Origin of the sequence: Streptosporangium sp. NPDC048047 (assembly GCF_040653115.1) — a bacterium.
Classification (GTDB): domain Bacteria; phylum Actinomycetota; class Actinomycetes; order Streptosporangiales; family Streptosporangiaceae; genus Streptosporangium.
Genome location: NZ_JBEZNH010000058.1, coordinates 1 through 21927 on the forward strand (window position 1 = coordinate 1; position 21927 = coordinate 21927).

Consider the following 21927-nt stretch of genomic DNA (forward strand, 5'->3'; position numbering starts at 1 on the left):
ATCACAAGGACGACACGCTACACACCAGAGATCACAAAGTGATGCTGGAGTACTAAGGCCCTCACAGAAGCCTTGACCTGCATATCCGTTGAAAATTTCACCGATACCACCCAGATCCCTCATAGCGAGCTGGGATCGCGCTTGTTGCCCTGGACACGCAGCATGATGACGGTACGTGGCCGAGGATCTCCTGCAGGGCCCGACACGGTGCGCACGTCGATACAGGCGGGCAAGGCGGCGAGGCCGTCAGGTTTCGCGGTGAGGTCTAAGAACATGAAGAAGTTCAACGCCGGTCCACTGACCTGGTAGGAGATGGCTTGGGATACGTACTTGGCAGTGATCTTGTCCCAAGAGACGTCGGTCCAGTCGCGTTTGAGTTCGATGGTGATGAGCTCATTGTGAGGACGCCAGGCCACATCGACGCGCCCGGCGCCGACGTTGGCCACCTCCAGATCCACCCGCAGTCCCTGACCGCGCAGAAAGTCGCGCAGGTCCCTGCCGAGTTCTTTCTCTTCCGGCTTGGCCTCTCCGACCTTCAACTGGCGCAGGTATCTGCTGGCCTCTCCGCGGAACTTCTGCGTCTCCGATAGCCGCAGGTCGACAAAGCGCAACAGGTAAAGCAGGAGAAGGTCAACGTCGGCGGCGAACCTGCCGGTGTAACCCTCGGGACATTGCTCATCTAGCTGCCGTCTTACCGATCGGTACACGTCGGCGACGATGGGGACCTCATCGACGATCTCGCGCGCGTTCCGGGCGTCGATCATGGCTTCCAGCCGTTGAGCCAGCTCCGGCTCCTGGGCCAGCAGGGTCTCGATCCGCCGGGCGTCTTCGGGTGCCATTCGGAGCCCGGCGAGCGGTGTGAACGCCGGGCCGTCAGGTTTTGGGGAGGGCGGCCCTCCTGTGCTCAGGACCTGGCGCAGCGCGGCGGCCTGCTCGCGGACACGCGCGGCGGTGGGGTCATCGTCGGTGTCAGTTGCGTGCTGGAGCTCTTCGAGCCATCCGTCGAGTAGGGCGAGACCGCCTTCCCGTGCCAGGAAGGCGTGCTCGACACGTGGGGCGAGTACAGCATGCAGGCCAGGTGCGGTGGGAACAGCGCCGATGCGGTGGTGGCCGGAGAGCGAGGGGGCGTCGGTGGGAGCGAACAGGGTGAGAGAACGGTGTGCTCCGTAGACGGCGACCAGGTCGGTGATCAATGCTGGGGCGTGCAGCCATGCTCGGGGCTCGTCTGATGCTTGGGCTTTTTCTAGAGTGTGGACGAGCTGTTGCCAGGCGGCGATCGTGTCGAATCGCGGCGTACGCCATCCGGCTGGCATACCCAGCATGTTGAGCCGGAACTCCACCACCGCTTCGGCCAGGCGCGTGCAGATGTCTTGGGTGACGGGGGCACCGGCGGCATAGGCGAGGATGGCGTCCACCGCGGCGCCGAACGCAGCGGCGTCGGCGCGTTCTTCTTCGGCGTGGGCGTCGGTCAGCCGTTCTCGGGCAGTCAGCAGCAGCATTCGCGCTTCGGCGGCGTTGCTACTGGCCAAAGCTCGGCGCAGGGTGAGCATGCCGAGTTCGAAGGCGGCGTCGTCGGCGACGTCGTCGCGGGCCAAGAGGGCCTCCAGCAAAGCCGGCACCTCAGGAGCGGGAAAGTGTTCGGCGATGGCGCCGGCGGCCCGGACGGCGCGGCCGGCGAAGTCATCGCTCAGGCGAGGCAGGTCGCGTTTAAGACGGGCCATACGGTCAAGTAGGGCGTATGGGCTGCCAGCTTCGGCAAGGACCAGGCGGGTACTCGCCTCCAGGGCGATGCCGCCGATGAGGTCGAGGTGTTCCCGGCTGGCCTGCAGCCAAGCGTCGACCAGGTCAGCGCCGAGCTCGCCGACGGTGACGGTGCTGCTGAGGAAAACTTCGACGACCGCTTCGAGCACGAGCGGGTTTCGCGGGGCCACGGCGGCGGCGAGCAGAAAGTCCCGCCCCGCTGCGCTGCCACTGGCCTGGTCATCGGCGAGGATCAGCTGGATGAGTTCGGGAAGTTCCTGGCGGTTCAACAGCTCAGAGGCGTGCTCCGCGAGCAGGTCCAAGCCACCCAGGTCGGCCAGACGCGGTAGCTGGGCGTCACTGTTGAGGGCGGTCACGAGCGGGGCCAGCAGGTCGCCGCTCATTTCGCTCACCTCCTGCCCGCCTAAGACGGGTGCTACAACAATGACGTGCCCACCCTAAGGAGGAAACCGCACAGCGGAGCCGTTGACTAGCCCGTGTTCGTCCTCACCACAGGCGTTGCCCTGGCCCCGCCAAGAGCATCCGACCGGCGGGGATGACCTCTTGAGCATCCGCGCCGCGGGCAGTCGCGATGATCACCTGCAGCTCCGGGTTGCTCTGCGTGAGCCGCACCAAGTCTTCGAGCATGTGGCGCAGATCGCCGCTGTCGACTTCTTCAGCACCGGGAGAGTCAACCAGGAGAAGCCCGGGATGACGGCCCACACCGCTGCGGAAGCCGTGCCGCAGCAGCGCGATCGTTGTCACGATCTTCAACCGGAGTTGCTCACCTTCGGTCAGCGAACCGTAGTTCTGCTTTTGCCCGCCCCCCTTCCACACCGTTAGCTGCGCCCCGCTGGTTAACTCCGCCCGCTCGAGCATGTCCAACCCCAGGTCGCGGCCCATGGCAGTGATATCGCGGTTGATGTCGTCCAGTATTTGCTTGAGCGCCGTGGTCCGGCGCTCGTGCGCGGTGGCCTCAGCCGCCTTCAGCACTGCGGCGGCCCGGGTCAGCGGAGCGACGTCGACCGGCGTGCCCAGGTCGTCGAAACGTCCTTGACGCTCGGCCAACGCACCTTCCAACCGGGCCACATCCAGTTCCGCTTCATGTCGCACGGCGGCGGCTGGGGCGTCCGTCGCGGCCTGCAGCCGGCTTGCGGCGTCCTCACGTCGGGCAGCGGTTTGCGCTGCGGTGCGTTGGGCGCGCGCTAGCCGGGCGGCGATCTCCTCGACAGCCTCCTGCGCGCTGGCGAGCGCCAAGCGAAGATCATCTATTTCGGACAAGGCATCCGGGTCGTCTTCGTGGCCGTCCGTGTGCGACGCTGACGCTGCGGCTGCCTCGTGGCTGGGGTGCAGGTCGGAGGCGCACAGCGAACAGGTGCCGTCCTTCTCCCGTTCCCACTGTTCTGTGCGCACCGCAGTGTCGCATCGGGGACAGACGGTCGGGGTGAGGGTATGGAAGAAAGCCCGTGCCAACGCCGCCTCCTCGGCTGCGTGTACGGCCACCACGAGCGACTGCCGGTGCCTTTCCTGTTCATCATGCTCACCGCGGGCACGCGCCAAGTCCCCCTGCGCTTGGGCCGCCTCCTGGGTGGCTGTAGTGAGCGCGGCATACAGCTCCTGCAGCGTTGCCGCTGCCTGCGTGGTCTGGGGAAGTGCCTGGAGCCGGTCACGAGCGCTGAGGAGGCGCTGGGTCAGTTCCGCCAGTTGCGTCTGGCGGGCAGCGGCATCGCTAGCCGCACGGGCCTGCGCCGCCATCAAATTAGCCGCCACAACCTTGTGGGCTACCTGGGCGGCCACTTTGGTCGATGCCCAGGGCGCCCCTAAAAACAGCTCCAGCAGCCGGACGGGCAAGCCGTGCTCGACGCTGCCGCCGCCCAGCACGGCCGTCAGGCTGGCCCGGTTGATGTGCAGGGCGCTGGCGTAGGCTGGCCAGGATAACTCACCAGTGATCGGCGCAATGTCGGCGCCTTTCCTGGCGTCCTGCGCAGTGCGCAGGGGCTCCAGATTCAATCGATCCAGCATGAACGCGTCCATGACCTGCTCGAAGTTCTTCAGACCGTTGAACTGCGCTAGAACTGTGTCAGTGTCCAGCGCGATGACCTCGCCCTGGGGTAGGCCGTTGACCACGGTCATCTCCACGCTGAGATGCTCATCATCCAAGGCGAACCGCACCCGCACGTGACGCAGCCAGTTCCGTACGTCGGCCTGTAGGCCGCTGCGGCCACGCAGGCACCACAAGATGATCTCCAGGATGCTGGACTTGCCAGCCTCGTTCTTGCCCAGGGAGGCTACACACCACACACCGGAATCCAGAGCCCAGGAGAAGGAGAACTCCTTCAGTTGGGTGGCCGTCTCATCCCCAGGTACGGGCCGCAGCCCGTCGAAGAACACCTCCGTCACCAAGATCCGGTGCGGGCGCGGCAGCGTCGTCCGTGCCCGCACCCCATGGCTGGTGAGAATCTCGCGGACCACATCGAGCGGCTGACCTGATCGTTTAGCGACCTCGGCCAGCCACTCGCCTACCGGTCCTTCGGTGCTCTCGTCCTGGTTCATCGCAGCCCTTCCCGCTCCAGCGCGGCGGCCAGCCGCGGCCGGACCCGCTCGGTGATTCCCGCGATCACGCGCCCGGACGGGGTGGCCGCGTACTCCTCATGCTGGTACTGGGATGCCTTCAGCTCTGCTCCGATTAGGCCTTGGGCGACAAGTCCAACGTAGAGCGCCTGCTCGTCGTACCAGGCCAATGCGGGAACGTGTGAGCGCAGCTGCTGCGCCCGCAACTGTCCCGGCTCCAGCAGGTAATAGTCCCGCCGTCTCACATAGCTGTCGGAGGTGGTGCCTGCCCGTTCAACCTTGATCAGCCCCAGGTAACGCAGGACCGACAGGGCGTTGTGCAGCGGTTCATAGGCGCCATGCTGGCCACGCAGCATGCGATAGGTGTGCAGCTCGGGCTCTCGTTGCTCCAGCACCTCGCGAGCAGCCAACAGCTGTTCGCGCGGTAGCCGCTCCTGCTCGACAGCGGTGATGATCTCATCGGCGAGGTAGTCAGGATTGCGCATCAAAAAGTCCAGCTTCTGCAGTTTGCGCTGCGCCCGCACCACCCGCACGGCAGCCACAGGCCCGCTTTCATCGCAGGCATCGCCCAATCGGTCCAAGATGAACAGCAGCCGCACCGCAGTCTGCTCCCGAGTCGGCTCCGTGCCGATCGCCTCCCTCACCGGTACACGCTTCCGCGCAAACCCCTGGCTGGCCGCCGGAGAGCTGCCAACTGCGTGATCTTATCCAGGGGCCGCCCGGATTGTGAGGTATTGGCAACACTCTGTGACCCTATGGTTAGAGTGCGTCAAGCCGAGACTTCAACGTCGTCCACTAGGTGGGCTGCTCCGCGCTGACGCGCACCGTGAACGAGGTGACCCGCGTCCTTGACGATGCGTGCTCTCACGAGCAGTTCTATGACCCGACCCCTCCGGTGCCTGTGCGAGCCGAGGCGATTCGCGGCGGGCGCCGGTGCCGCGTCTGCTGCCCCGATGTCACGCCGCTGGTGCGCGGGTCGGGCCGGTTCACCGCGGGCGACGGCCGCGACGGGTAGAGGTCATCATCGGTTCGCAGTGTCCTGGATCGGTCCATGCCCTACCGTTGGGGGTCATACTTCTCCACGGCGTTGGACGGGTGGGTGCATGCTCGACAGGTGGCTCACCGAGCACGATCCGGACGGGATATCCGACATCCTGCATGTGCGGCACCTCACGCCCACCTCCGAGGTCGATCCGCAGGCCGCCCAGGACTGGCTGGGTCATGAGCTGCTGCGCAACTACGTGTCATCCGGTGAGCTGGACATGCTGGAGACGGTGTTTCGGGACCTGGCGCTGCCCGAGCTCGCCGATCGCCTGATCAAGTACAAGTTCCCTTCCGATCCCAAGGTCCGCAGCGGCGACTTCGGTGAGGCGCTGAGCGGGGCGTTGTTTCGCCGGGTGCGGCGCTGGTGCGTGCCCATCTTGAAGCTGCGCTTCAAGCACCGGCCCAACCAGCCGGTGCAGGGCGCCGACTTCCTGGCGTTCCGGCTGCGGCAGGTCCCGCCGGTGGTGGCCTCTCCGGAGGTCAAGACCCGCCTGGACAAACGCTTGGACGTGGGCCGGGAGGCGGCCAAGAGCCTGCAGAGCGTCATGGACGACCTGCCCTCCAGCATCCTGTTCGTCGCGGCCCACCTGTCGGAGCGGGGAGTGGCCCTGGGCAGCCGCATCGGGCAGCTGCTGGTGTCGGAGTTTCGGGTGGAGCGCCACATCGTGCTGGTCCACGACGAGCGGCACTGGGACAGGCGGGTGGTCGAGCGGCTGGAGCCGGAGCTGACCGAGCAGACGGAGGTGACCGTGATCCGTCTTCCCGAGTTGCGGGCGTTGATCGGGGAAGCGTACGCCTCGGCCGCCGGGGCGCCGGCCCGGATCGCCGCCCGCCGCAGCATCGGCCCCGGCGGCACGACCGCCGCCGCCTCTGGCCAGCCCGGGCAGGAGCCGGAGCCGGAGCCGGTTGATGCGTGACTACGACGGGCGGCTGGCCCGCCTGGCCGCCGATGCCTTCAGCACTGATGAGCGGCGCACCTGGCTGCGCCAGCTGCGTTCGGCGACCTTGCTGGAGCGGGTGCGCCGCCCGGATACGCCGCGGCCGGCCTTCACCTTCGACCCGGTGCACCTGGCCAGTGCCGCGGACCTGGTCCGGCTCGCTGAGCTGACCCGCACCGGCCGTGAGCGGCGCCGTGACCCCGGGCAGCTGCCGACGATCGCGCAGGCCTACACCGACCTGGCCGACGCCCACCCGGGCGCGACGGCGCGCCGTATCGAACTGCTGGCCGTGGCCGCCTCCACCTGGAGCCTGGCCGGGTACCAGGCCAACGCCGCCAAGCTCGCCGGCGACTACCTGGCCGAGATCGACCTGGGCGCGGGCACCGCGCCCGCGGCGGTGCCGGTGGTGGAGCAGGCCGCCCCGGCGGCGATCGCGGCGCTGGTCGGTGTGATCTTGCGGCGCGACCTCGGCGAGGTCACCCGGCTGGGCGCGCTGGCCGAAGAAGCCGTGCCGCAGCTGGGTGCCCGGCTGCTCGCCGCGGCCGGTATCGAGCCGCTCGATCGCAGCGACGCCGCGGTGCTGGCCGCCTACGGGCTGCTGGGACGAGCCGCCCGCGCGCTGGCCCGGTTCTGGCGGCGCGGTGAGCGCGCCGCCGGGGCGGCCGCGCTGGCCGATCTGCGTCAGGCGGCACGGCTGGTGCTGCAGGCCAACGTCGTGGACACCTGGGTGCTGCTGGACAACCTCGCGCACGTCGTGGAAGACGCGGTGGCCACCTCGCCGTGGAGGCTGCTGCGCCGGGCGCCGACCTGGAACGGGTTGTGGGAGCGGTACCTGCGGGCCCGGGCCCTGGCCCAGCCGCCGGTGGTGCAGGTGTGGCCGTCGCAGCGGCAGGTGCTGGAGGCGGGCCTGCTGGATCGTGACCAGCCGCATCTGACCGTCACCATGCCGACCTCGGCCGGGAAGACCCACCTGGCCGAATGGGCGATCCTGCACGCCCTGGCCGCTGCGGCCGCGCCGGGTGCGCCGCCGAAGCTGGCGGTCTACATCGTGCCGTCCCGCGCGCTGGCCGCCGAGGTCGAACGCCATCTTTCCGCCAGCCTCACCCCGCTCGCGCTGCGGGTCTCGGGCCTGTTCGGCGGGTCGGAGCATGTGGGCTATGAGCTGCATCTGCTGGCCACCACCGACGTGCTGGTCGTCACCAGTGAGAAGTTCGACCTGCTGCTGCGCAACGACCCCGATCTGGCCGCGCGGCTCGCGCTCGTGGTCGTCGATGAGGGCCACCTGCTGGGGGAAGGCGAGCGGGGGCTGCGCCTGGAGCTGGTCATGACCCGGGTGCGCACGATCGCGCCGGGTGCCCGGCTGCTGGTGCTGTCGGCGGTGCTGCCCAACGCCGACGACGTGGCCGCCTGGCTCGACCCGGCGCGGCCGCGCCGGGCCGAGGTGGGCTGGAGCCCCTCCCAGCTCAACATCGGCGTCTTCACCTGGAAGGGCCGCGAAGCCGTCGGCCAGCAGGGGTTCGTGGAGTACCGCTCCGGCGATGCCGACCATGATTTCTTCCTGCCGTATGTGCTGACCCGCCGCCGGCTGCGCTCCAAGCTGTTTCCCGTGGAGACGAAAGACATCGCCGCCGAGCTGGCATTGCACTACCAGCGGCTGGGCCCGGTGCTGGTCGCCGCTCCGAGGAAGGCCTCCACCGCCACGGTGGCGCGCGCCGTCCGCGTGGCCGCCGATCGCGCCGACGTTGTGCTCGGCGCCGATGACAGCGGCCTGGTGCCCGCCGGGATGCGCGCGCACCGCGACCGGGTCATCGAGGTCATCACCGAGTACGCCGGCGCCGATCACGAGCTGGTCGGCCTGGTCGGCCACGGCATCGGCTACCACCACGCCGACATTCCCGAGGCGATCCGCCAGGAGCTGGAAAAGGCCTACCGGGCCGGTGCCCTGCGGGTCCTGGCCGCCACCAGCACCCTGGGCCAGGGGGTGAACCTGCCCGCCAAGACCGTCATCGTCGCCGGTGTCCACCGCGGCCGCGATGATCGGCTGTCGGTGCGGGACTTCCTCAACACCGCCGGCCGCGCGGCCCGTCCCTTCCGCGAGACCGAGGGCCACGTCATCCTCGTCGCCAAGACCGAGCAGGAGGCCCGCACCCTGCGCCGGCGCTATATCGACTCCCCCGACCTGGAGGCCGTCTGGTCGACGCTGGTCTGGCTGTATGTCGACCTGGTGCGCGCCCGCTTGGGCGCCTTGCCCGAGGGCCGTGACGTTCCCGCGGATCTGGAATTGACCGATCCCGATGACGGCGCCAGAGCCGCGGACTGGGCCGCCGTCGTGGACCTGCAGCTGCTGGCGCTGCTCGCCGAGGAGGTCGTCGACACCGATGATGAGGTGGTGCTCACCGCCGCCGTCGATCACGCGCTCGGCGCCACCCTGGGCGCCATCCAGCTGGCGGATTATCCCCTGGCTCCGCTGACCCGGTTCGCCGGCCGCCGCATGCGCGCGCTGGCCACCCAGATTCCCGACCGTGGGTTGCGCGCCGCCTACCTGCGCACCGGTCTGAGCCTGAACGGCTGCGCCGGCGCCCAGGCCGGTGCTCGTCACCTGGCCGCGCTGGTGGATCTCGACCCCGGCCTGCTGACCGAGGAGCGCTGGCCCGAGCTGCGCGCCCACCTACTGCACCAGGCTCTCACCGTGGCCGAACTGCAGCGCTCGGCCATCCAGGAGAGGCTTCCCGACCCGGCCGTGCTCGCCGACCTGGCCGCCGACTGGATGGACGGCCTCGGCGTCGACGACCTCCGCCGCCGGCACGGCGCCCGCCTGGCCCTCACCGATCCGATGCGGTTCGCCAAGGTGCTCGACCGCCTCATCGTCCATGACCTGGCCTGGGTGATCTCGGCCATCCTCCAGCTGTGGGAGCACGAACGCCCCGGCCTTCAGCTCATCGGCCCGATCACCGCGTGTGCCGCCATGGCCAAATACGGCGTCAACTCCGAGCCGGCCTGTTTCGCCGCCAGCATCGGCCTGCGCAACCGCCGCGACGCCATCACGGTGGGCCGGCTGTACCCGGCCGATGCGGGCCGCGGCTTCCTGCCGTTCGTGACCTGGGCCGCCACTCTCACCGCTGATGCGGTCGCCCCCCTGGTCAGCCCGCGCACCGCGCAATGGTTCCTTCAGCGGGCCGCGGCCCTGCTCACCCCCCGGGCGGCTCTCGATCTGGCCATCCACGAGAGCGGCACCGTGATCGCCCCCGTCCGCGGCATCGCCGCCCTGCGCACCGCGCCCCTCCTCGCCGACGCCGCCGACGGTGAGGAGATGCTGCTGCGCCGCGAACGCGACAACGCCGCCGACCCCCAGGCCATCGCCATCCACCGGGCCACCGGAACCAAAATCGGCTATGTCGCCCGAGAGATCGCCCACGTCATAGCGCCCCTGTTGGACCTCGACGACGGGCCCGCCGCTCACGCCACCCTGCAGCCGCTCCCCTCCCGGACGCCGTCGGCCCTGGAGCACCGGGATGCGGTCACCGTCCGCATCGAGATCCGCCGGGCCGACGCCGACTGACGATAGACGCCCCGGCACGGGCCGGAACCCCGGACGGTACAGCCGAGCAGCGCAGGACCCGATCACCGATGCGCAGGTCACCCCACGCGACCCGCCCCGCGGCTGCACGATCTGCTCCTGAACCGGGAGCCGAGGAGGTGCGGCTTCGCGCGAGCACGAGGTTCGCCGTGGCGGGAAGCCGGCCGGCCCCGCATTCAGCGGTGAAGCTCCGCCGGAACAGCTCACGACACGACCCGGAGGAAAGGGGACGTCGGCACTGGCGAGGATGCGGCGGGCCACCGGCGCGCCCCGCCGGGGGTTCGCCATCCGGCCGTGCGTGCGGTACACCGCCGATGTCCTGCACGCCGAAGCCGATCCGCCCCGCACCGTCGCCTCCGGATGCCCCCCGTCTCCCCCGCCGATGCCCGCCGCCGTGTCCGCGGCGGGCAGGGCACCGCTCGCCGCGGGCGATGCCGATCCCCGAACCGATTCCTCCTCCGAGGCAGCGGACGAGGGAGGTTCCCGAGCCGTCGACGATCATCGCCGCGCCTCCTGCCGCCCGGCGGGAATGGTATCGCCGCAGGTCAGAGGGGTGGAGATTGTTTCGGCGGTGCCCCTGCCGATTCCCAATCATTCCTTCCGCGGATGACGGCGTTCCGATTCACGGCGGAGTCGGCGGAAAGATTCGGCGAACGCCGGCGCGTAGCTATCCTTTTGCGGATCGCAGGACGGGATGGCAAAGATGGAAGATGAGAAGCTAGTGATAAGAGATTAGTGTTAAAGCCGTTAGTGATAGCGGATCATATTGCCGATTCGCTTCCGCGGAGAATAATCCCAAAGCGTGTCGCGGTAGGATTGGCGCAACGAAACCTACAACCGTGCTTCGTGTACTACGCTTAGGAGAGAAGACAGACGGGCCCCGAACCGGGCTGGAACCAAGAACGGGGACCCGCTGCCTCACCCGGCGGGGGTTGGGCCTGTTAGCAGTGCCCGCCCCCGCCGAGCCACCAGTCCAGCAGGATCAGTATCAGCTGTAGGAACAGCCATTTCTCCTGGTCGTCTGGCCGGTTCGGCTCGTGAGCCATCGATGCTCCGTTTCTGGGACCGGTCCCTTGGAGGCGGTTGCTTCCGCGAAGACGGCCGCGGTCCCACTCGGCCGTCTCCATGGAAGGCGGCCGCGTACGACGGAGAGTCGAAGGTCATCGAGCTCACTGGAGTTTAGCAATTCTTGAGGGGTTCCGGCGCCATTCTCTTCGTGTTTAGGGGCGTTTCTGTGAGGCGTCGCCGATGCCGGTGAACTTATGGTTTTCCCGCTAGCCGGGATATGCCGAGGTCAGCGCCGCGAGGTCCGCAAAAAGTCCGCAAGAGTGCGGCGTGACAACACTGTTTTTGATCTTCATCGTGTCGTCCGCGCGTCGCGGGGACGCGGCTCGGGAGCTCGCCTCGCCCGGCCGCCGTGGCCGCCGCCGGGCCGCCGCTCCGAGTGCGGTGGCGCAGATCCCGGTGGCGCCGACCTCGGACGGGCCGGAAACCACCTTTATGATCATCTTCGCCGAAGTGGCGGCGCGCTGAGGTGGCCGCTGCCGGACGAACACCGATACGCCGGGATGAGGGGATGCGCCCGCCCGGCCGGGCCGCAGAAAAGCGCTCAGCGCCTCACCCGTCGGGGAATCGGATATCCGGGCGGGAACCCGGCGGCGTTCAGGGGGTCAATGGCCACCGGTCCTCCCCATGATGGCACGGAACCCGGCCCTGGCAACCCCTGGCGTCCGTCCTACGCGTCGAGCGCGCCCCGGGTCCGTCGTATTCCGGTGGGGGCGATCCGCTATCCACCCCCGGGGCACGGCCGCGAACGCCTCCTTCGCTGCGGCGGACGGGCTCCTCGACGGGCGCGCAGGAAGACGGGTGAGGACCGGCTGTCCGCCCCCCGGGCGGGGCCGGGGCGGATGTGCGCCACCGAAAAGGGGCGTCAGCCGGTCGTGGGCGGGCGGCGGAACCGGTCCCGGCGGATCCGCTGATCACGTTTCTGCTGGTGGAGGATCATCCGGCCGGCGTCGCTGTCGAGCTGGCGCTGGAAGGCCTCGGCGCTGGGCGTGGTCCGGTTCGTGCCGGCGGCCGCGGCGGCGTCGACCAGGGCGAAGGCTTCGGCGCGGCTCAGCGGGCGGCCGTCGATGATCGGGCAGCCGTGCGGGCAGGCCAGGCCTTCGGTGGCGCTGTAGATGCGGCAGATGGCCGGGCGGACTTCATAGGCCGAGCAGCGGCCTTCCTCCAAGGCCGGGCACGGGCCCGGCGCGGCGGCGGCCGGGGTGGTGGGCTGGCGGGGCGGCATCACCACGCCGGCCTGCCGCAGCCGCTGGCGCTCACGCGGCCCCATGCCGATGTCGTCGGTGCAGTCGACCGGGCCGCACAACCCCTGGCAGGCCACCTGCGGGATGCGGGCATACAGCGCGGCCAGTTGCGCGTCGGCGGCCGCGGCCCACCGGCCGGGCCCGGTGGGCGCCTCGGGTGCCGGGCCGCCGTGCGGTGGTTCAGTCATCGGCGCCGGGCCGATCGGCGCGGGCGGGGTCGGGCTCGATCGGCTCCCATTGCTCGCCGGTGCGGTCGTCGCGGCAGGGGGCGAGCACCGGGTCGTCGGGGTCGACGCCGTTGGCGATCGCCATCTCGCGGTAGCTGCCGAACAGCTCGACGGTGCTGTGCACGTCGCTGTAGGCGCCGCCGCTCATCCGGACGGCGAGGTTGTCATCGGCGGCCACCAGCAGGAATCCGGCGCAGATCTGCGCCTCCTCCACCTCGTCGGAGTGGCAGCCGAAGAGGGTGACCGCCAGATCGTAGGTGGTGGGGGCGCTGTGGCGAAACACCTCCGGCGGGAAGGTGCCGACGGCGTCGGTGCGAAACGGGCAGCGCTTGCACGGGTGGTCGCGGTGGCGGCGGGGGTCGCCGTGGCGCACGACGGTAGAGACACCCCAGCCGTCGGCGCCGTCGCGGACGCGCACCACGCCCGCGGGCAGGGTGGCCAGGTCGGCCAGCTCGATTTCGGGGTCGGCCGGGCCGGGGAGCGGCGGAGCGGACATGGCGGGGGTCCTTTCGTCAGCTGGTGACCATGGTAGGAAGCACCCGGCGGAGTGGTGCGGGGATCGGCTCATCCTGCGCCGGGCGGGGTGAAACCGGTCTCGAGGCGGGCGCGGAGCGCGTCCGCCTCGGCGCGCAACAGGTCGCGCTGCGCTTGCAGGTCGTCGCGCTGGGCCTGCAGGTCAGCGATGCGGTCCTGGGCGGCCGCGTAGCGGGCCTGGGTGCGGGCGGCCTCGGCGGTGGTGGCCGTGTGCTGCTGGCCCAGCCGGTCCAGCTCGGCGCGCAGCAGGCGCAGCTGCTCGGCGTGCCCGGCGCGCAGCGCGTCGGCCGCCTGCTCGCCGTCGCGCCGGACCTGGGCGGTCTCGGCGCGCAGCGCCTCGATGCTCTGCCGGGCCGCGGCCAGCTGCGTCTCGGCGATCTCGCGGCGTTCGCGCTCGTGGCGCAGCCGCTCCTCGGCGAGCGCGGTCTGGCCGCGGACCTGGGTCAGCTCCTCCTGGTGCCGGCGCAGCTCGTGCTCGGTCGCGGCGCGGCGGTCGCGCTGCGCGGTGGCCTCGGCGGCCAGGCGGCCCGCCTCGGCGCGCAGCGCATCGCGCGCGGCGAGCGCGTCCTGGCGGTCGGCCGCGGCGCGTTCGGCGTCTTTCTCCGCGATCACGCGGGCCTCGGCGTGCTCGCGCGCCTCGCGCAGGGCCTGGCGTTCGGTGGCCGCGGCCGCGGCGGCGCGCTGCTCGGCCGCCTGGCGGGCCTGGCGGTCCTGGCGGGCGGCCTCCAGCGCCGCAAGGCGGGCGTCGTCGGCGGCGGCGGCGCGGTGCTCGGCCGCGGTGGCGGCCTGCAGCGCGGCGTCGGCGTCGTCTTCGGCGTCGTGCAGGCGTTCGTCCTGGACGCGGTCCGCGGCGGCCAGCTGGTCGGCCATCCCGCTCAGCAGCGGCATCAGCTGGGCGATGAGGGGTTCGAGGCGCTCGTGCAGGCCGCGGGCGCCCCGGGTGGCCTGCTCCAGGGCGGTGCGCTGGGCGGCCTGGCGGGCCGGGCGGGCGGCGCTGCGGCAGCTGACCGAGCAGAACCGCTGGCGTCGGCCGCCCTTGGGCCGCCCGTCGGGGTGGCGCGGGCGGGGCGGCAGCGGGTTGCCGCAGCCGGGGCGCTCGCACGTCGCCGGCGTCTCGGGCTCGGGCGCCGGCTCTGCGGGGGCGGGCGGTGCGGGGGGCGGGTCGGCGGTCATGTCGATGATCGTAGCAGCGGCGTGCCGTGCTGGCACGGAATCAATTACGTGCCGTCTCAACACGATCGAAAGGGCGTGACGACGGGCTTCGCTTCCGATAATCTCCCCTTATCGGCAGCGACAAGATCACGAACGCCGGGAGGCTCCGCCCCGCCATGGACACCTGTTCGGTCTCATTCGACCTGAGGCATGTCCCACTGATCATGAGGCATTCCCTCGGATGCCTCAGGTACGTGAGACGGTTCGCCCGTGACCAGGTCCGATCGACAGCTCTCCGCGAGTGAAACGAGGAGCTGCCTCATGATCGATGAGACGGCTTCGACGGATGGTGTCTCATCCAATCGGAGGCACACCAGGTCAGGAAGTTCTCATGCCTCAAGTTCAACGAGACAGGACAACACCCCCGATTCCGCCCCGCCCGCGGCCGCATCGCCCCCCGCGCCGGGCGCCCCGGCCGCGCTGCCGCCGCCCGGCCTGGCCCCCCGCCCCGCGGCCGCCGGGCCGGCCGGGCGCGACCACCGGCTGTCCCCGGCCGCCGCCGCGGCGATCGAGCGCGGCGTCCCGGCCGCCACCCGCGCCGCCTACGCCGGCGACTGGACGCGCTTTGCCGCCTGGTGCGCCGAGGCCGGCCGCACCGCGCTGCCCGCCACCCCGGCGACCATGGCCGAATACGCCACCCACCTGGCCTACGACCGCCACCGCGCACCGGACACCATCCGCCGGGCGCTGTCGGCGATCCGCACCATGCACGCCCTGGCCGAGCAGGCCAAACCCGACCTGACCGCCGCCCGCAAGGTGGTGGCCGGCTACAGCGACCACCTCATCCGCACCGGCGACGCCAAGGCCGAACCGCACCGCGCCGCCGCCGCCGACACCGCCGCCCTGCGCGCCCTGCTGGCCACCTTGGACCGCACCACCGCGGCCGGCCAGCGCGACGCCGCGCTGCTGCTGCTCGGCTACAAGGGCGCAGCCCGCGAATCCGAGCTCGTCGCGGTCAACCTCGAGCACCTCACCCCCCACCCCAAGGGGCTGGAGGTGCGGCTGTATCGGGGCAAGACCAAACGCCTGCAACGCCTGGCCGTCAAGCACAGCAAGCACGGCACGGGCCCGTGCGACGAGCTGTGCCCGGTGGGTGCCCTGACCACCTGGGCGGCCACGCTACGCACACACGGCCGCACCCGCGGCCCGTTGTTCGTCCGCATCGACCAGCACGGCAACCTCGGCGGCGCGATGACCCGGCGCGGCCGCCCGATCGGCGACCCCGACGGCCGGCTGTCGGTGCGCGCGATCGACGGCATCATCGCCGGCGCCGCCCGGCGCGCCGGCCTGAGCGCCGGCCACGCCGAGGGCCTGCGCCGCCAATGGTCGGGCCACTCGCTGCGCCGCGGGTTCGCCACCGCCGCCCGCGCCGCCGGCGCCGACCCGCTCATCATCGCCCGCACCGGCGGCTGGGTGGACGGCTCCCAGACCCTGTGGCGCTACTTCGAGGAGGTCGACCGCTGGGCCGACTCCCCTCTGGACGATTTGCTGTAAACCGCTCGAAAGGACATCCGCGTGCCTCAGCATGCCCTCCGGCGCACCGCCGGCGACCCCGACCCGCTGCTGCTCAACCTGCTGCAGCGCCGCATCACCTGCGGCCGGACCCCGGCGCAGGTCGCCGACGCCATGGGCGTCAACGTCCAGAGCGTCTATGAGCTGGAGCGCAAGATCCGCGCCGGTGGCGGCGTCCTGCTCGGCACCGCCCGCAGCTACGCCGCCGCGGTCGGCGCCCTGCTCATCGACGTCGACGACCCCGACTTCGTCGCGCCGCCCCGGCCCGAACCCGAGCAGGCGCCCTGCACCCACTGCCACGGTCCCATCGTCCCGGGCAGCGGCCGCAACGGACTGTGCGGCGGCTGCCGGATGCGCCGGCGAAAGACCGGCCGCCTTCCGCAGGCGGCACCGAGCGTCTGACCGGCGGCCCGGCGCGGGCACGGCCGCGCCGCACCGAAGCCGCCGCCCGCCCCTCCGACGCGCAGATCCCCGCCCCGATCGGCGCGGTCCCTGAGGAGATCGCCGTTGTCCTGACTCAGCGAAGCTGCAGCAGATGGGCCTTCGGGAAGTCTGAGTACAGAAATTAGCGGTAGAGGCCGCCACCTGCGGAAACGCGGGAGCATGACCAGACAGAATCGTCATTCTGTCCGGTGTGACCAGCCCGGAACTGATGGCTGTGAGCTGGAGAAACGTCTCTGCCCTCAGCGCTACCGCCAAAATCTGTACCGATCCTCCCCGGAGGCCGATCACACTCGCCATCGGTGTCTTCGTCGCGGTGCGCGCCATCTCGCTCGGGCGGCAGGTGTTCGCGGTCCTTGGCCAGCACATACCGGCCGGGATGGACGCCTCCGCCGTCGCCAGGGACCTGGAGTCCGTCGAGGGCGTGCGCGACGTCCACGACCTGCACCTGTGGACGTTGACCTCCGGCATGAACGTCGCCACCGCCCACCTGGTCACCTCAGACGGCGCCGACAGTCACGCCGTCCTGAACCGGGCCCGCGACCTGCTGCTCAGGCGCCACAACGTGGCCCACGCGACCTTGCAGGTCGAACCGGCCGACCATCTGGGCTGGTGAATCCTCTCTGCACCGCCACGCGGCCCGGCGGCCCCACCTGGAGGCGATGACCCCGACGCGCACGGCCTCGCCCCGCCACCCCCGCGGCTACCCTCATCGCGGCACCGGCGACCGGCTTCTGTTGCGGTGAACGCCCGATCGGCAGGCGGCCCACTCACCCCCTGTGCGGCCCGCCTGCCATGCCCAGCCTCCGATCGGTGAGGCCAAATGCGCCGACGACCGGTGATACCCGCTCCGATGTCCACTGCGCCGGTGAAGGCTCTGCGACGAAACCCGGATCGATCACCGCCGGGCGGCGATCAAGCGGTTGGTGAGCTCCACGGTGGCCAGGTACCACCAGAAGATCCAGTCCAAGAACGCGGCATCGTAGTCGCCGCGCTGGTCGGCTCTGCGGTGACGCAGCGCGTAGCGGTTGGCGATCTCAAACAGGGCGCCTTCGTCTGGCTTGCCGATGTCTTCACGGATCAGCTGGCGGCGCTCTTCAAGGACGCCGGCCAGCGCGACGATCGCCGAGCGTTTGTTCTCAAGTGAGGTGGAGCGGCTTCGGAAAAGCGCGATCGCGTGCTCGACCTGGTCCTTGCTGTCAGGCGGTGAGGCGTGCAGGACGTGCTGGACGAGCTGGCTGCGAGCGTCATCGGTGGTCGCCACCAGGCGTCCGCGGTCTTCTCCTTCGGCGGCGAGTTCGTAGTCGATGCCAGCCGAGCGCAGCATGTGATTGATCTTCCACCGGTACAGGGTCTGCCCGGGGACGACGTGAAACTCCGAGTAGTGCCAACCGCAGTCGTTCCATGAGTGAAACCGGCGCTGACGGGGGCGGCTGAGCAGGTCATGGAAGACCTCCACGAGTCCGTAGAAGGTGTCGTCGTCCCACGCGGCGGGCATCAGCGGCCACAGTCCGGCGATGCCAAGACGACGATCGATGACCTCCGCAGGATCGGGCAGGTTGCGATGGTCGTCGACGCACTCCTCACCGAACGCCTCCACCAGATAGCCGTTGCCCTCGAGCTCGGTGATGATCTGGGCGAACTCCCGGCGTACGTCCCTGGAATCGCTGCGTGGGAAGGAGGAGCCGTCGGCGCGGCGCTGCGGCCAGTACGGTCGCGGAGCGATCGCATGCCGCAGTTCGCCGGCGCGGTTGATCAGCTCGGTGAACCATTCACGCTGGGGATCACCATGTGCCGCCCGGGGTGATGCCGACGCCCACGGATCCGCCGACGCCCAGGGATCTGCCTGTCCAAAGCCTCTCAGGCTTGCGGCGTCTTCGAAGTCGGCCACCGCCGTCGTTCCCGACAGCGCCTCGGTCAGCAGCCAGATAACGCGATCGCTCCACATTCCCCCGCTGGAGCGGGCGACCCGCTGCCCCTCGGTGACGAACAACGTTGTGGGCCAAAGGAGTTCATAGGAGGTCACGTCCACCATCACAGCGTTCATCCTGGCGTATCGACCCATCGGAGATCTCGGCGTTTGCCGAGCGAAGCCTTCTTGTAACGGCGCCTCGACAACGGTTTCTGGGCGCAGGGGCCGAACCTCATCCGGCGCTACGTCCTCGCACCGGCAGTGGCTCTGGTGTGCCCCAGCTTCCAGCCGCCCGGAAACCCGGACGTAGGTGGGCCGAACGCTTCTCCGGGCGGCCGATTCGGAGGCCAAATTGCCGACAGAATTTGCCGACTGACGCCTCGACCAAGCCCGAGCAAAGATACTTCGTCGCCGTCACCCTCCTCGTCACCGCGCTGTGCAAGGCTGACCAGCTCGCCCCGCCGATCTCCGGAAGCCTGGGGCAGGTCAAGGGCGACGGCAAGACGTTCGGCACGAGCTCGGGCAACGCCGTGATCGCACTGTGGGGCGGCCGAGTGGACTCGGGCGTCAGCGCGCTCCGGAAGAACGACCCGGCCGTGGTCATCAAGACGTTCGACCTGCCCCGCATGGGCGACACCTCGGAGTAGGCCAGCGAGAAAAGCGCACCGATCCGCTGGCAGATCCCCACCAAGAGCACCGGCTATCAGCAGGTGCTCGACGCCCTGGACGACTACGACAGCGGCAACTGGCGACCGAGGCTGGCCTGGCCATGATGGGGCGACACCGCTCCCTTCCGGCCAGGCCACCACATTCAACGGCGTAAATACCGCCGGTATCTGAAGCGCACCACCTCCCCCCTGAGGAGGGAGAGGGTATTGCGAAGCCATCGCATTTTGGCGAAGAGGAAGGTGAAAACCCTGTCCTTCGCCCGGCTACGCCAGACGGCGCCAGTGAGAAATACACCCACCACGAGGAGGGCAGCGGGAAGGAGGGTGGCCTTCCCGGGTACGCAGGCCAGAGCCTCATGTAGCCGGGCTGCGCACTGCTGGGCACGTTCAGGGTCACGGTGAACGGCCCGGGAAGCAAGGAGAACGAGGCTACGCGACGCCCACGGGCACAGCTCGCCCAGCTCGTTGACGAACATCCCCACGAGGACGGTCCCGACGAGGAACCCGAGGAAGGCGCCCATCGGCCGCCCCCTTCGGGCGGCGAGCGGACATCGTGGGAGGCGACGGATTCGACAGCACGACGCCTCCGAAACAGCGGCGTCGGCGGCGACGACGTCGGGAGCGCTGCGTCAACAACGTGAACGCGCGAACCACCGGGGCGCGTCGCGCGCGGGCCAGGGTCAGCAACAGCCTGAAGACCCATGCCACGAATGCCCAGAGCAAGAGCTCAGCGGATCTATCAGTGCGGTGACGCTGGGATACCGGCGATCCCGGCAGACGGATGGGCAACTCTCCCGCGTGTGTGTAAACCCCGTACGGCGCTACCACGCCCTGGCCCGCGAGGCGGTCGACTGGGTCGGCGACTTTGTCGGGGCGGAGATTGGCCAGCACTCCCTGAGCATCGATAAGCCTCAGGTCCGCTTGCAGGCTCAGAACTGACTTGAGGCCGAGGCCAAACCTGCCGATGTCGTCATGCGTCCTCAAGACCGCATGCACGCTTCTGCGCTCTTGCCGATTGAGGAGTGCGAACACCTCGCCCAACCGGTGTTGCCCGTCAACGACGGGCAATTGGGGAACGGGCACTCGGGGGTTGTCCCAGGGACCCACGTGGGCACTAAGGCTCGCCGGAATGACGAACAGGCGAATGCCGTTCGCCAGCGTGACGGACTTCAGATGCGTTCTCTTGTTGAGGGCTGCTACTGGATCCAACGCAGGATCTCGTGCAGCCCTGGGATGTCTGAACATGCGCCAAGTCTAAATGTCGCACTCCGTGATCGCGCAGTGCCGTAACCGGCCCGGCGCCTGCCACAGGGTGCCGCTCGATCCGTTCCGTTTCCTCATCGCCGCGCGGTCTCGATGGGCAATTTCACGGGCCGCGCGGCCGCCGTACCGCTACCGTCACCGGGCTCGAACCCGACCCCGCGACCGCCCGCATCGCGGCGGAGCGCTTCGCCCACGATCCCGCGGTCACCATCGTCCACACCGACTTCGCCGGGCGCGACCCGCAGCGGCGCCGGGACGCCGTCACCCTCGTCGCCGTCCTGCACCACCTCCCGCTGGTGCCCACCCTGCGGGAGCTGCGCGGCTGTCTAACCCCGGGTGGGCGCCTGGTGGTCGTCGGCTGCTACCGGGAGGCCGGGCCCGCCGACCTGATCGCCGCCCTGCCGGCCATGGTCGCCAACCCGATCATGGGGCTGGTCAAGCACCCGGCCCGCGCCGATGCGCCGCCCTTGCACATGACGGCGCCCACCGCCGATCCGCAGGAGACCCTGACCGACATCCGGGCTGCGGCCGCAGGGGAGCTACCCGGCGCCCGGATCCGGCGTCGCCTGTTCTGGCGGTACACCCTGGTCTATGACGCCCCCGCCGGACGCAGCGGGGCCTGAGCGCCCGCCGGGGTCTGCGAAGGACTCCAACGGAAGGTGCCCCATGATCAGTGAGACGGACACTCCTCTGGCCGCAGCGTCGGGCGAATTTCAGAGCGCCGACGCGCCCTAGGGTAGATCAGATGCCCCCCGCTTTCCGTCGTTACGTCACCGCCGACGCCTTCAGCCAGTCCGGCACCCAGGTCACGCGCGTGGCCCTCCCGCTGGTCGCGCTGCTGGCGCTGGACGCGGGCCCGTTCGAGCTCGGCCTGCTCAGCGCGGCCGAGATGATCGGTTTCCTCCTCTTTGGGCTGCCCGCCGGCGTGTGGGCCGACCGGTTGCGCAGGAAGCCCATCCTGGTGACGGCCGACGTGCTGCGCGCCCTCGCCCTGGCGTCCATCCCGGTTGCCGCGCTGTTCGACGCGCTCACGCTGGCGCAGCTCTACACGGTCGCCGTGATCGTCAGCATCGGCACGGCCTTCTTCGACGTCGCCCACCTGAGCTTCCTGCCCTCCATCGTGACCAAGGAGCAGCTGCCCAAGGGCATGGGGATGCTGGAGTCCGTGCGCAGCCTCGCCGTGCTCTTCGGCCCCGGGCTCGGCGGCTGGCTCGTGCAGGCGCTCACGGCGCCCATCGCCATCGTGGCCGACGCGGTCAGCTACATGATCTCCGCCGCCCTGCTGGCGACCGTCAAGGCCAAGGAGACCCCCTCCGGGGGGCGCGTGAGCCTGATGGAGGGCCTGCGCTACGTGCTCGGTCACCCCATCCTGCGCCTGATCGGCCTCGTCGGCGCCATGAACATGTTCATCAACGGCATCTGGGCCATCGTCCAGCCGTTGTACCTGGTCGACGAGCTGGGCGTGAGCGCGACGGGCTACGGCCTGATGATCTCGGGCGCGGGGGCGGGCGGCCTGCTCGGCGCGCTCCTGGCCTCACGCGTGATCGCCCGCTTCGGTCACGGCCCCACGATGTTCGCCACAGCCGTCCTCATCATGCCGCTCAGCGTGCTCGTCGCCTTCACAGGACCCGGCTGGCGGCTCGCCCTGTACCCGATCGGCATGGCGCTCATGTTCCTGGTCGCGGTCATGCACAACGTCGCCCAGGGCAGCTACCGCCAGGCGATCTGCCCAGAAGCCCTGCGCGGCAGGATGAACGCCAGCCTCCGCTTCCTCATGTGGGGTTCACTGCCGCTCGGCGGTGTCGTCGGCGGGCTGCTGGGCGAGGCCGTCACCGTCCACCAGCTCCTGTGGATCGCCTGCCTCGGCACCGCGGCGGCCAGCCTGCCCTTCGTGCTGGCTCCCGCCGTACGAAAGATCAAGATCACAGACGACGGCGGCCGTGTGGACGCCGACGCCAAGGAGGACAGCCGCGCGTAGG

Annotated in this window: 16 protein-coding genes and 1 pseudogene; 10 read left to right on the forward strand and 7 right to left on the reverse strand. The window is 70.0% G+C overall.

What is annotated here, in order from left to right; all coding sequences use genetic code 11:
• Nucleotides 1-119 precede the first annotated feature (119 nt).
• From AB0D67_RS32480 to AB0D67_RS32490, 3 genes are all read right to left on the reverse strand, one after another.
• Complete coding sequence (locus AB0D67_RS32480; protein ID WP_362944511.1) at nucleotides 120-2144, reverse strand: hypothetical protein; 2025 nt, start codon at nucleotides 2142-2144, stop codon at nucleotides 120-122.
• Between the two features lie 103 nt (nucleotides 2145-2247).
• Nucleotides 2248-4293: a hypothetical protein gene (locus tag AB0D67_RS32485; protein ID WP_362944512.1), complete on the reverse strand. Its 2046-nt coding sequence runs from the start codon at nucleotides 4291-4293 to the stop codon at nucleotides 2248-2250.
• Nucleotides 4290-4955 (reverse strand): hypothetical protein, encoded by a 666-nt coding sequence (locus AB0D67_RS32490; protein WP_362944514.1) that lies wholly within the window; start codon nucleotides 4953-4955, stop codon nucleotides 4290-4292. Before AB0D67_RS32490 ends, AB0D67_RS32485 begins: the two co-directional genes overlap by 4 nt.
• A 459-nt stretch (nucleotides 4956-5414) precedes the next feature.
• Here AB0D67_RS32490 and AB0D67_RS32495 point away from each other — a divergent pair, with 459 nt between their 5' ends.
• The 3 genes from AB0D67_RS32495 to AB0D67_RS32505 all read left to right on the forward strand — a co-directional run bounded on the left by AB0D67_RS32495 (nucleotide 5415) and on the right by AB0D67_RS32505 (nucleotide 11403).
• A complete protein-coding gene (locus tag AB0D67_RS32495) occupies nucleotides 5415-6272 on the forward strand; it encodes a hypothetical protein (protein WP_362944518.1) in 858 nt (285 codons plus the stop codon).
• Entirely contained in the window at nucleotides 6265-9852 is a 3588-nt protein-coding gene (locus tag AB0D67_RS32500) for a DEAD/DEAH box helicase (protein ID WP_362944520.1), read from the forward strand. Before AB0D67_RS32495 ends, AB0D67_RS32500 begins: the two co-directional genes overlap by 8 nt.
• Nucleotides 9853-11205: 1353 nt before the next feature.
• Nucleotides 11206-11403, forward strand: coding sequence for a hypothetical protein (locus AB0D67_RS32505; RefSeq protein ID WP_362944522.1), 198 nt, complete (start codon nucleotides 11206-11208; stop codon nucleotides 11401-11403).
• 397 nt (nucleotides 11404-11800) lie between these two features.
• Here the strand turns inward: AB0D67_RS32505 and AB0D67_RS32510 are convergent, their stop codons facing one another.
• The 3 genes from AB0D67_RS32510 to AB0D67_RS32520 form a co-directional block, all read right to left on the reverse strand.
• Complete coding sequence (locus AB0D67_RS32510) at nucleotides 11801-12367, reverse strand: YkgJ family cysteine cluster protein (RefSeq protein WP_362944524.1); 567 nt, start codon at nucleotides 12365-12367, stop codon at nucleotides 11801-11803.
• Nucleotides 12360-12902 carry a DUF6283 family protein gene (locus AB0D67_RS32515; protein ID WP_362944526.1) on the reverse strand — a complete coding sequence of 181 codons (543 nt, stop codon included), beginning with the start codon at nucleotides 12900-12902 and terminating at the stop codon, nucleotides 12360-12362. The genes AB0D67_RS32510 and AB0D67_RS32515 overlap by 8 nt, the downstream gene beginning before the upstream one ends.
• 68 nt (nucleotides 12903-12970) lie before the next feature.
• Complete coding sequence (locus AB0D67_RS32520; protein WP_362944528.1) at nucleotides 12971-14149, reverse strand: hypothetical protein; 1179 nt, start codon at nucleotides 14147-14149, stop codon at nucleotides 12971-12973.
• 264 nt (nucleotides 14150-14413) lie between these two features.
• Between AB0D67_RS32520 and AB0D67_RS32525 the strand changes: the two genes are divergently transcribed.
• From AB0D67_RS32525 to AB0D67_RS32535, 3 genes are all read left to right on the forward strand, one after another.
• Nucleotides 14414-15646 carry a tyrosine-type recombinase/integrase gene (locus AB0D67_RS32525; protein ID WP_362944530.1) on the forward strand — a complete coding sequence of 411 codons (1233 nt, stop codon included), beginning with the start codon at nucleotides 14414-14416 and terminating at the stop codon, nucleotides 15644-15646.
• Nucleotides 15647-15667: 21 nt separating this feature from the next.
• Nucleotides 15668-16066 (forward strand): hypothetical protein, encoded by a 399-nt coding sequence (locus AB0D67_RS32530; protein WP_362944532.1) that lies wholly within the window; start codon nucleotides 15668-15670, stop codon nucleotides 16064-16066.
• A gap of 355 nt (nucleotides 16067-16421) precedes the next feature.
• A complete protein-coding gene (locus AB0D67_RS32535; RefSeq protein WP_362944534.1) occupies nucleotides 16422-16721 on the forward strand; it encodes a hypothetical protein in 300 nt (99 codons plus the stop codon).
• A gap of 282 nt (nucleotides 16722-17003) precedes the next feature.
• Here AB0D67_RS32535 and AB0D67_RS32540 read toward each other — a convergent pair whose 3' ends face one another.
• Nucleotides 17004-18152 carry a hypothetical protein gene (locus tag AB0D67_RS32540; protein WP_362944536.1) on the reverse strand — a complete coding sequence of 383 codons (1149 nt, stop codon included), beginning with the start codon at nucleotides 18150-18152 and terminating at the stop codon, nucleotides 17004-17006.
• Between the two features lie 230 nt (nucleotides 18153-18382).
• Here AB0D67_RS32540 and AB0D67_RS32545 point away from each other — a divergent pair, with 230 nt between their 5' ends.
• The 4 genes and pseudogenes from AB0D67_RS32545 to AB0D67_RS32560 all read left to right on the forward strand — a co-directional run bounded on the left by AB0D67_RS32545 (nucleotide 18383) and on the right by AB0D67_RS32560 (nucleotide 21926).
• A complete protein-coding gene (locus tag AB0D67_RS32545) occupies nucleotides 18383-18664 on the forward strand; it encodes a hypothetical protein (protein WP_362944538.1) in 282 nt (93 codons plus the stop codon).
• Nucleotides 18665-20007: 1343 nt separating this feature from the next.
• Nucleotides 20008-20241: pseudogene (locus tag AB0D67_RS32550) on the forward strand (hypothetical protein); the annotation flags it as partial.
• Nucleotides 20242-20244: 3 nt separating this feature from the next.
• Complete coding sequence (locus tag AB0D67_RS32555) at nucleotides 20245-20571, forward strand: hypothetical protein (protein WP_362944540.1); 327 nt, start codon at nucleotides 20245-20247, stop codon at nucleotides 20569-20571.
• Between the two features lie 122 nt (nucleotides 20572-20693).
• Nucleotides 20694-21926 carry an MFS transporter gene (locus AB0D67_RS32560; RefSeq protein ID WP_362944542.1) on the forward strand — a complete coding sequence of 411 codons (1233 nt, stop codon included), beginning with the start codon at nucleotides 20694-20696 and terminating at the stop codon, nucleotides 21924-21926.
• Nucleotide 21927: the final 1 nt, after the last annotated feature.

Excerpts from the sequence above, each read along its gene's own strand:
- AB0D67_RS32480 (WP_362944511.1), bottom strand. The coding sequence starts at position 2,144 with ATGAGCGGCGACCTGCTGGCCCCGCTCGTGACCGCCCTCAACAGTGAC.
- AB0D67_RS32485 (WP_362944512.1), bottom strand. The coding sequence starts at position 4,293 with ATGAACCAGGACGAGAGCACCGAAGGACCGGTAGGCGAGTGGCTGGCC.
- AB0D67_RS32495 (WP_362944518.1), top strand. The coding sequence starts at position 5,415 with ATGCTCGACAGGTGGCTCACCGAGCACGATCCGGACGGGATATCCGAC.
- AB0D67_RS32500 (WP_362944520.1), top strand. The coding sequence starts at position 6,265 with ATGCGTGACTACGACGGGCGGCTGGCCCGCCTGGCCGCCGATGCCTTC.
- AB0D67_RS32510 (WP_362944524.1), bottom strand. The coding sequence starts at position 12,367 with ATGACTGAACCACCGCACGGCGGCCCGGCACCCGAGGCGCCCACCGGG.
- AB0D67_RS32515 (WP_362944526.1), bottom strand. The coding sequence starts at position 12,902 with ATGTCCGCTCCGCCGCTCCCCGGCCCGGCCGACCCCGAAATCGAGCTG.
- AB0D67_RS32525 (WP_362944530.1), top strand. The coding sequence starts at position 14,414 with ATGATCGATGAGACGGCTTCGACGGATGGTGTCTCATCCAATCGGAGG.
- AB0D67_RS32540 (WP_362944536.1), bottom strand. The coding sequence starts at position 18,152 with ATGAACGCTGTGATGGTGGACGTGACCTCCTATGAACTCCTTTGGCCC.
- AB0D67_RS32560 (WP_362944542.1), top strand. The coding sequence starts at position 20,694 with ATGCCCCCCGCTTTCCGTCGTTACGTCACCGCCGACGCCTTCAGCCAG.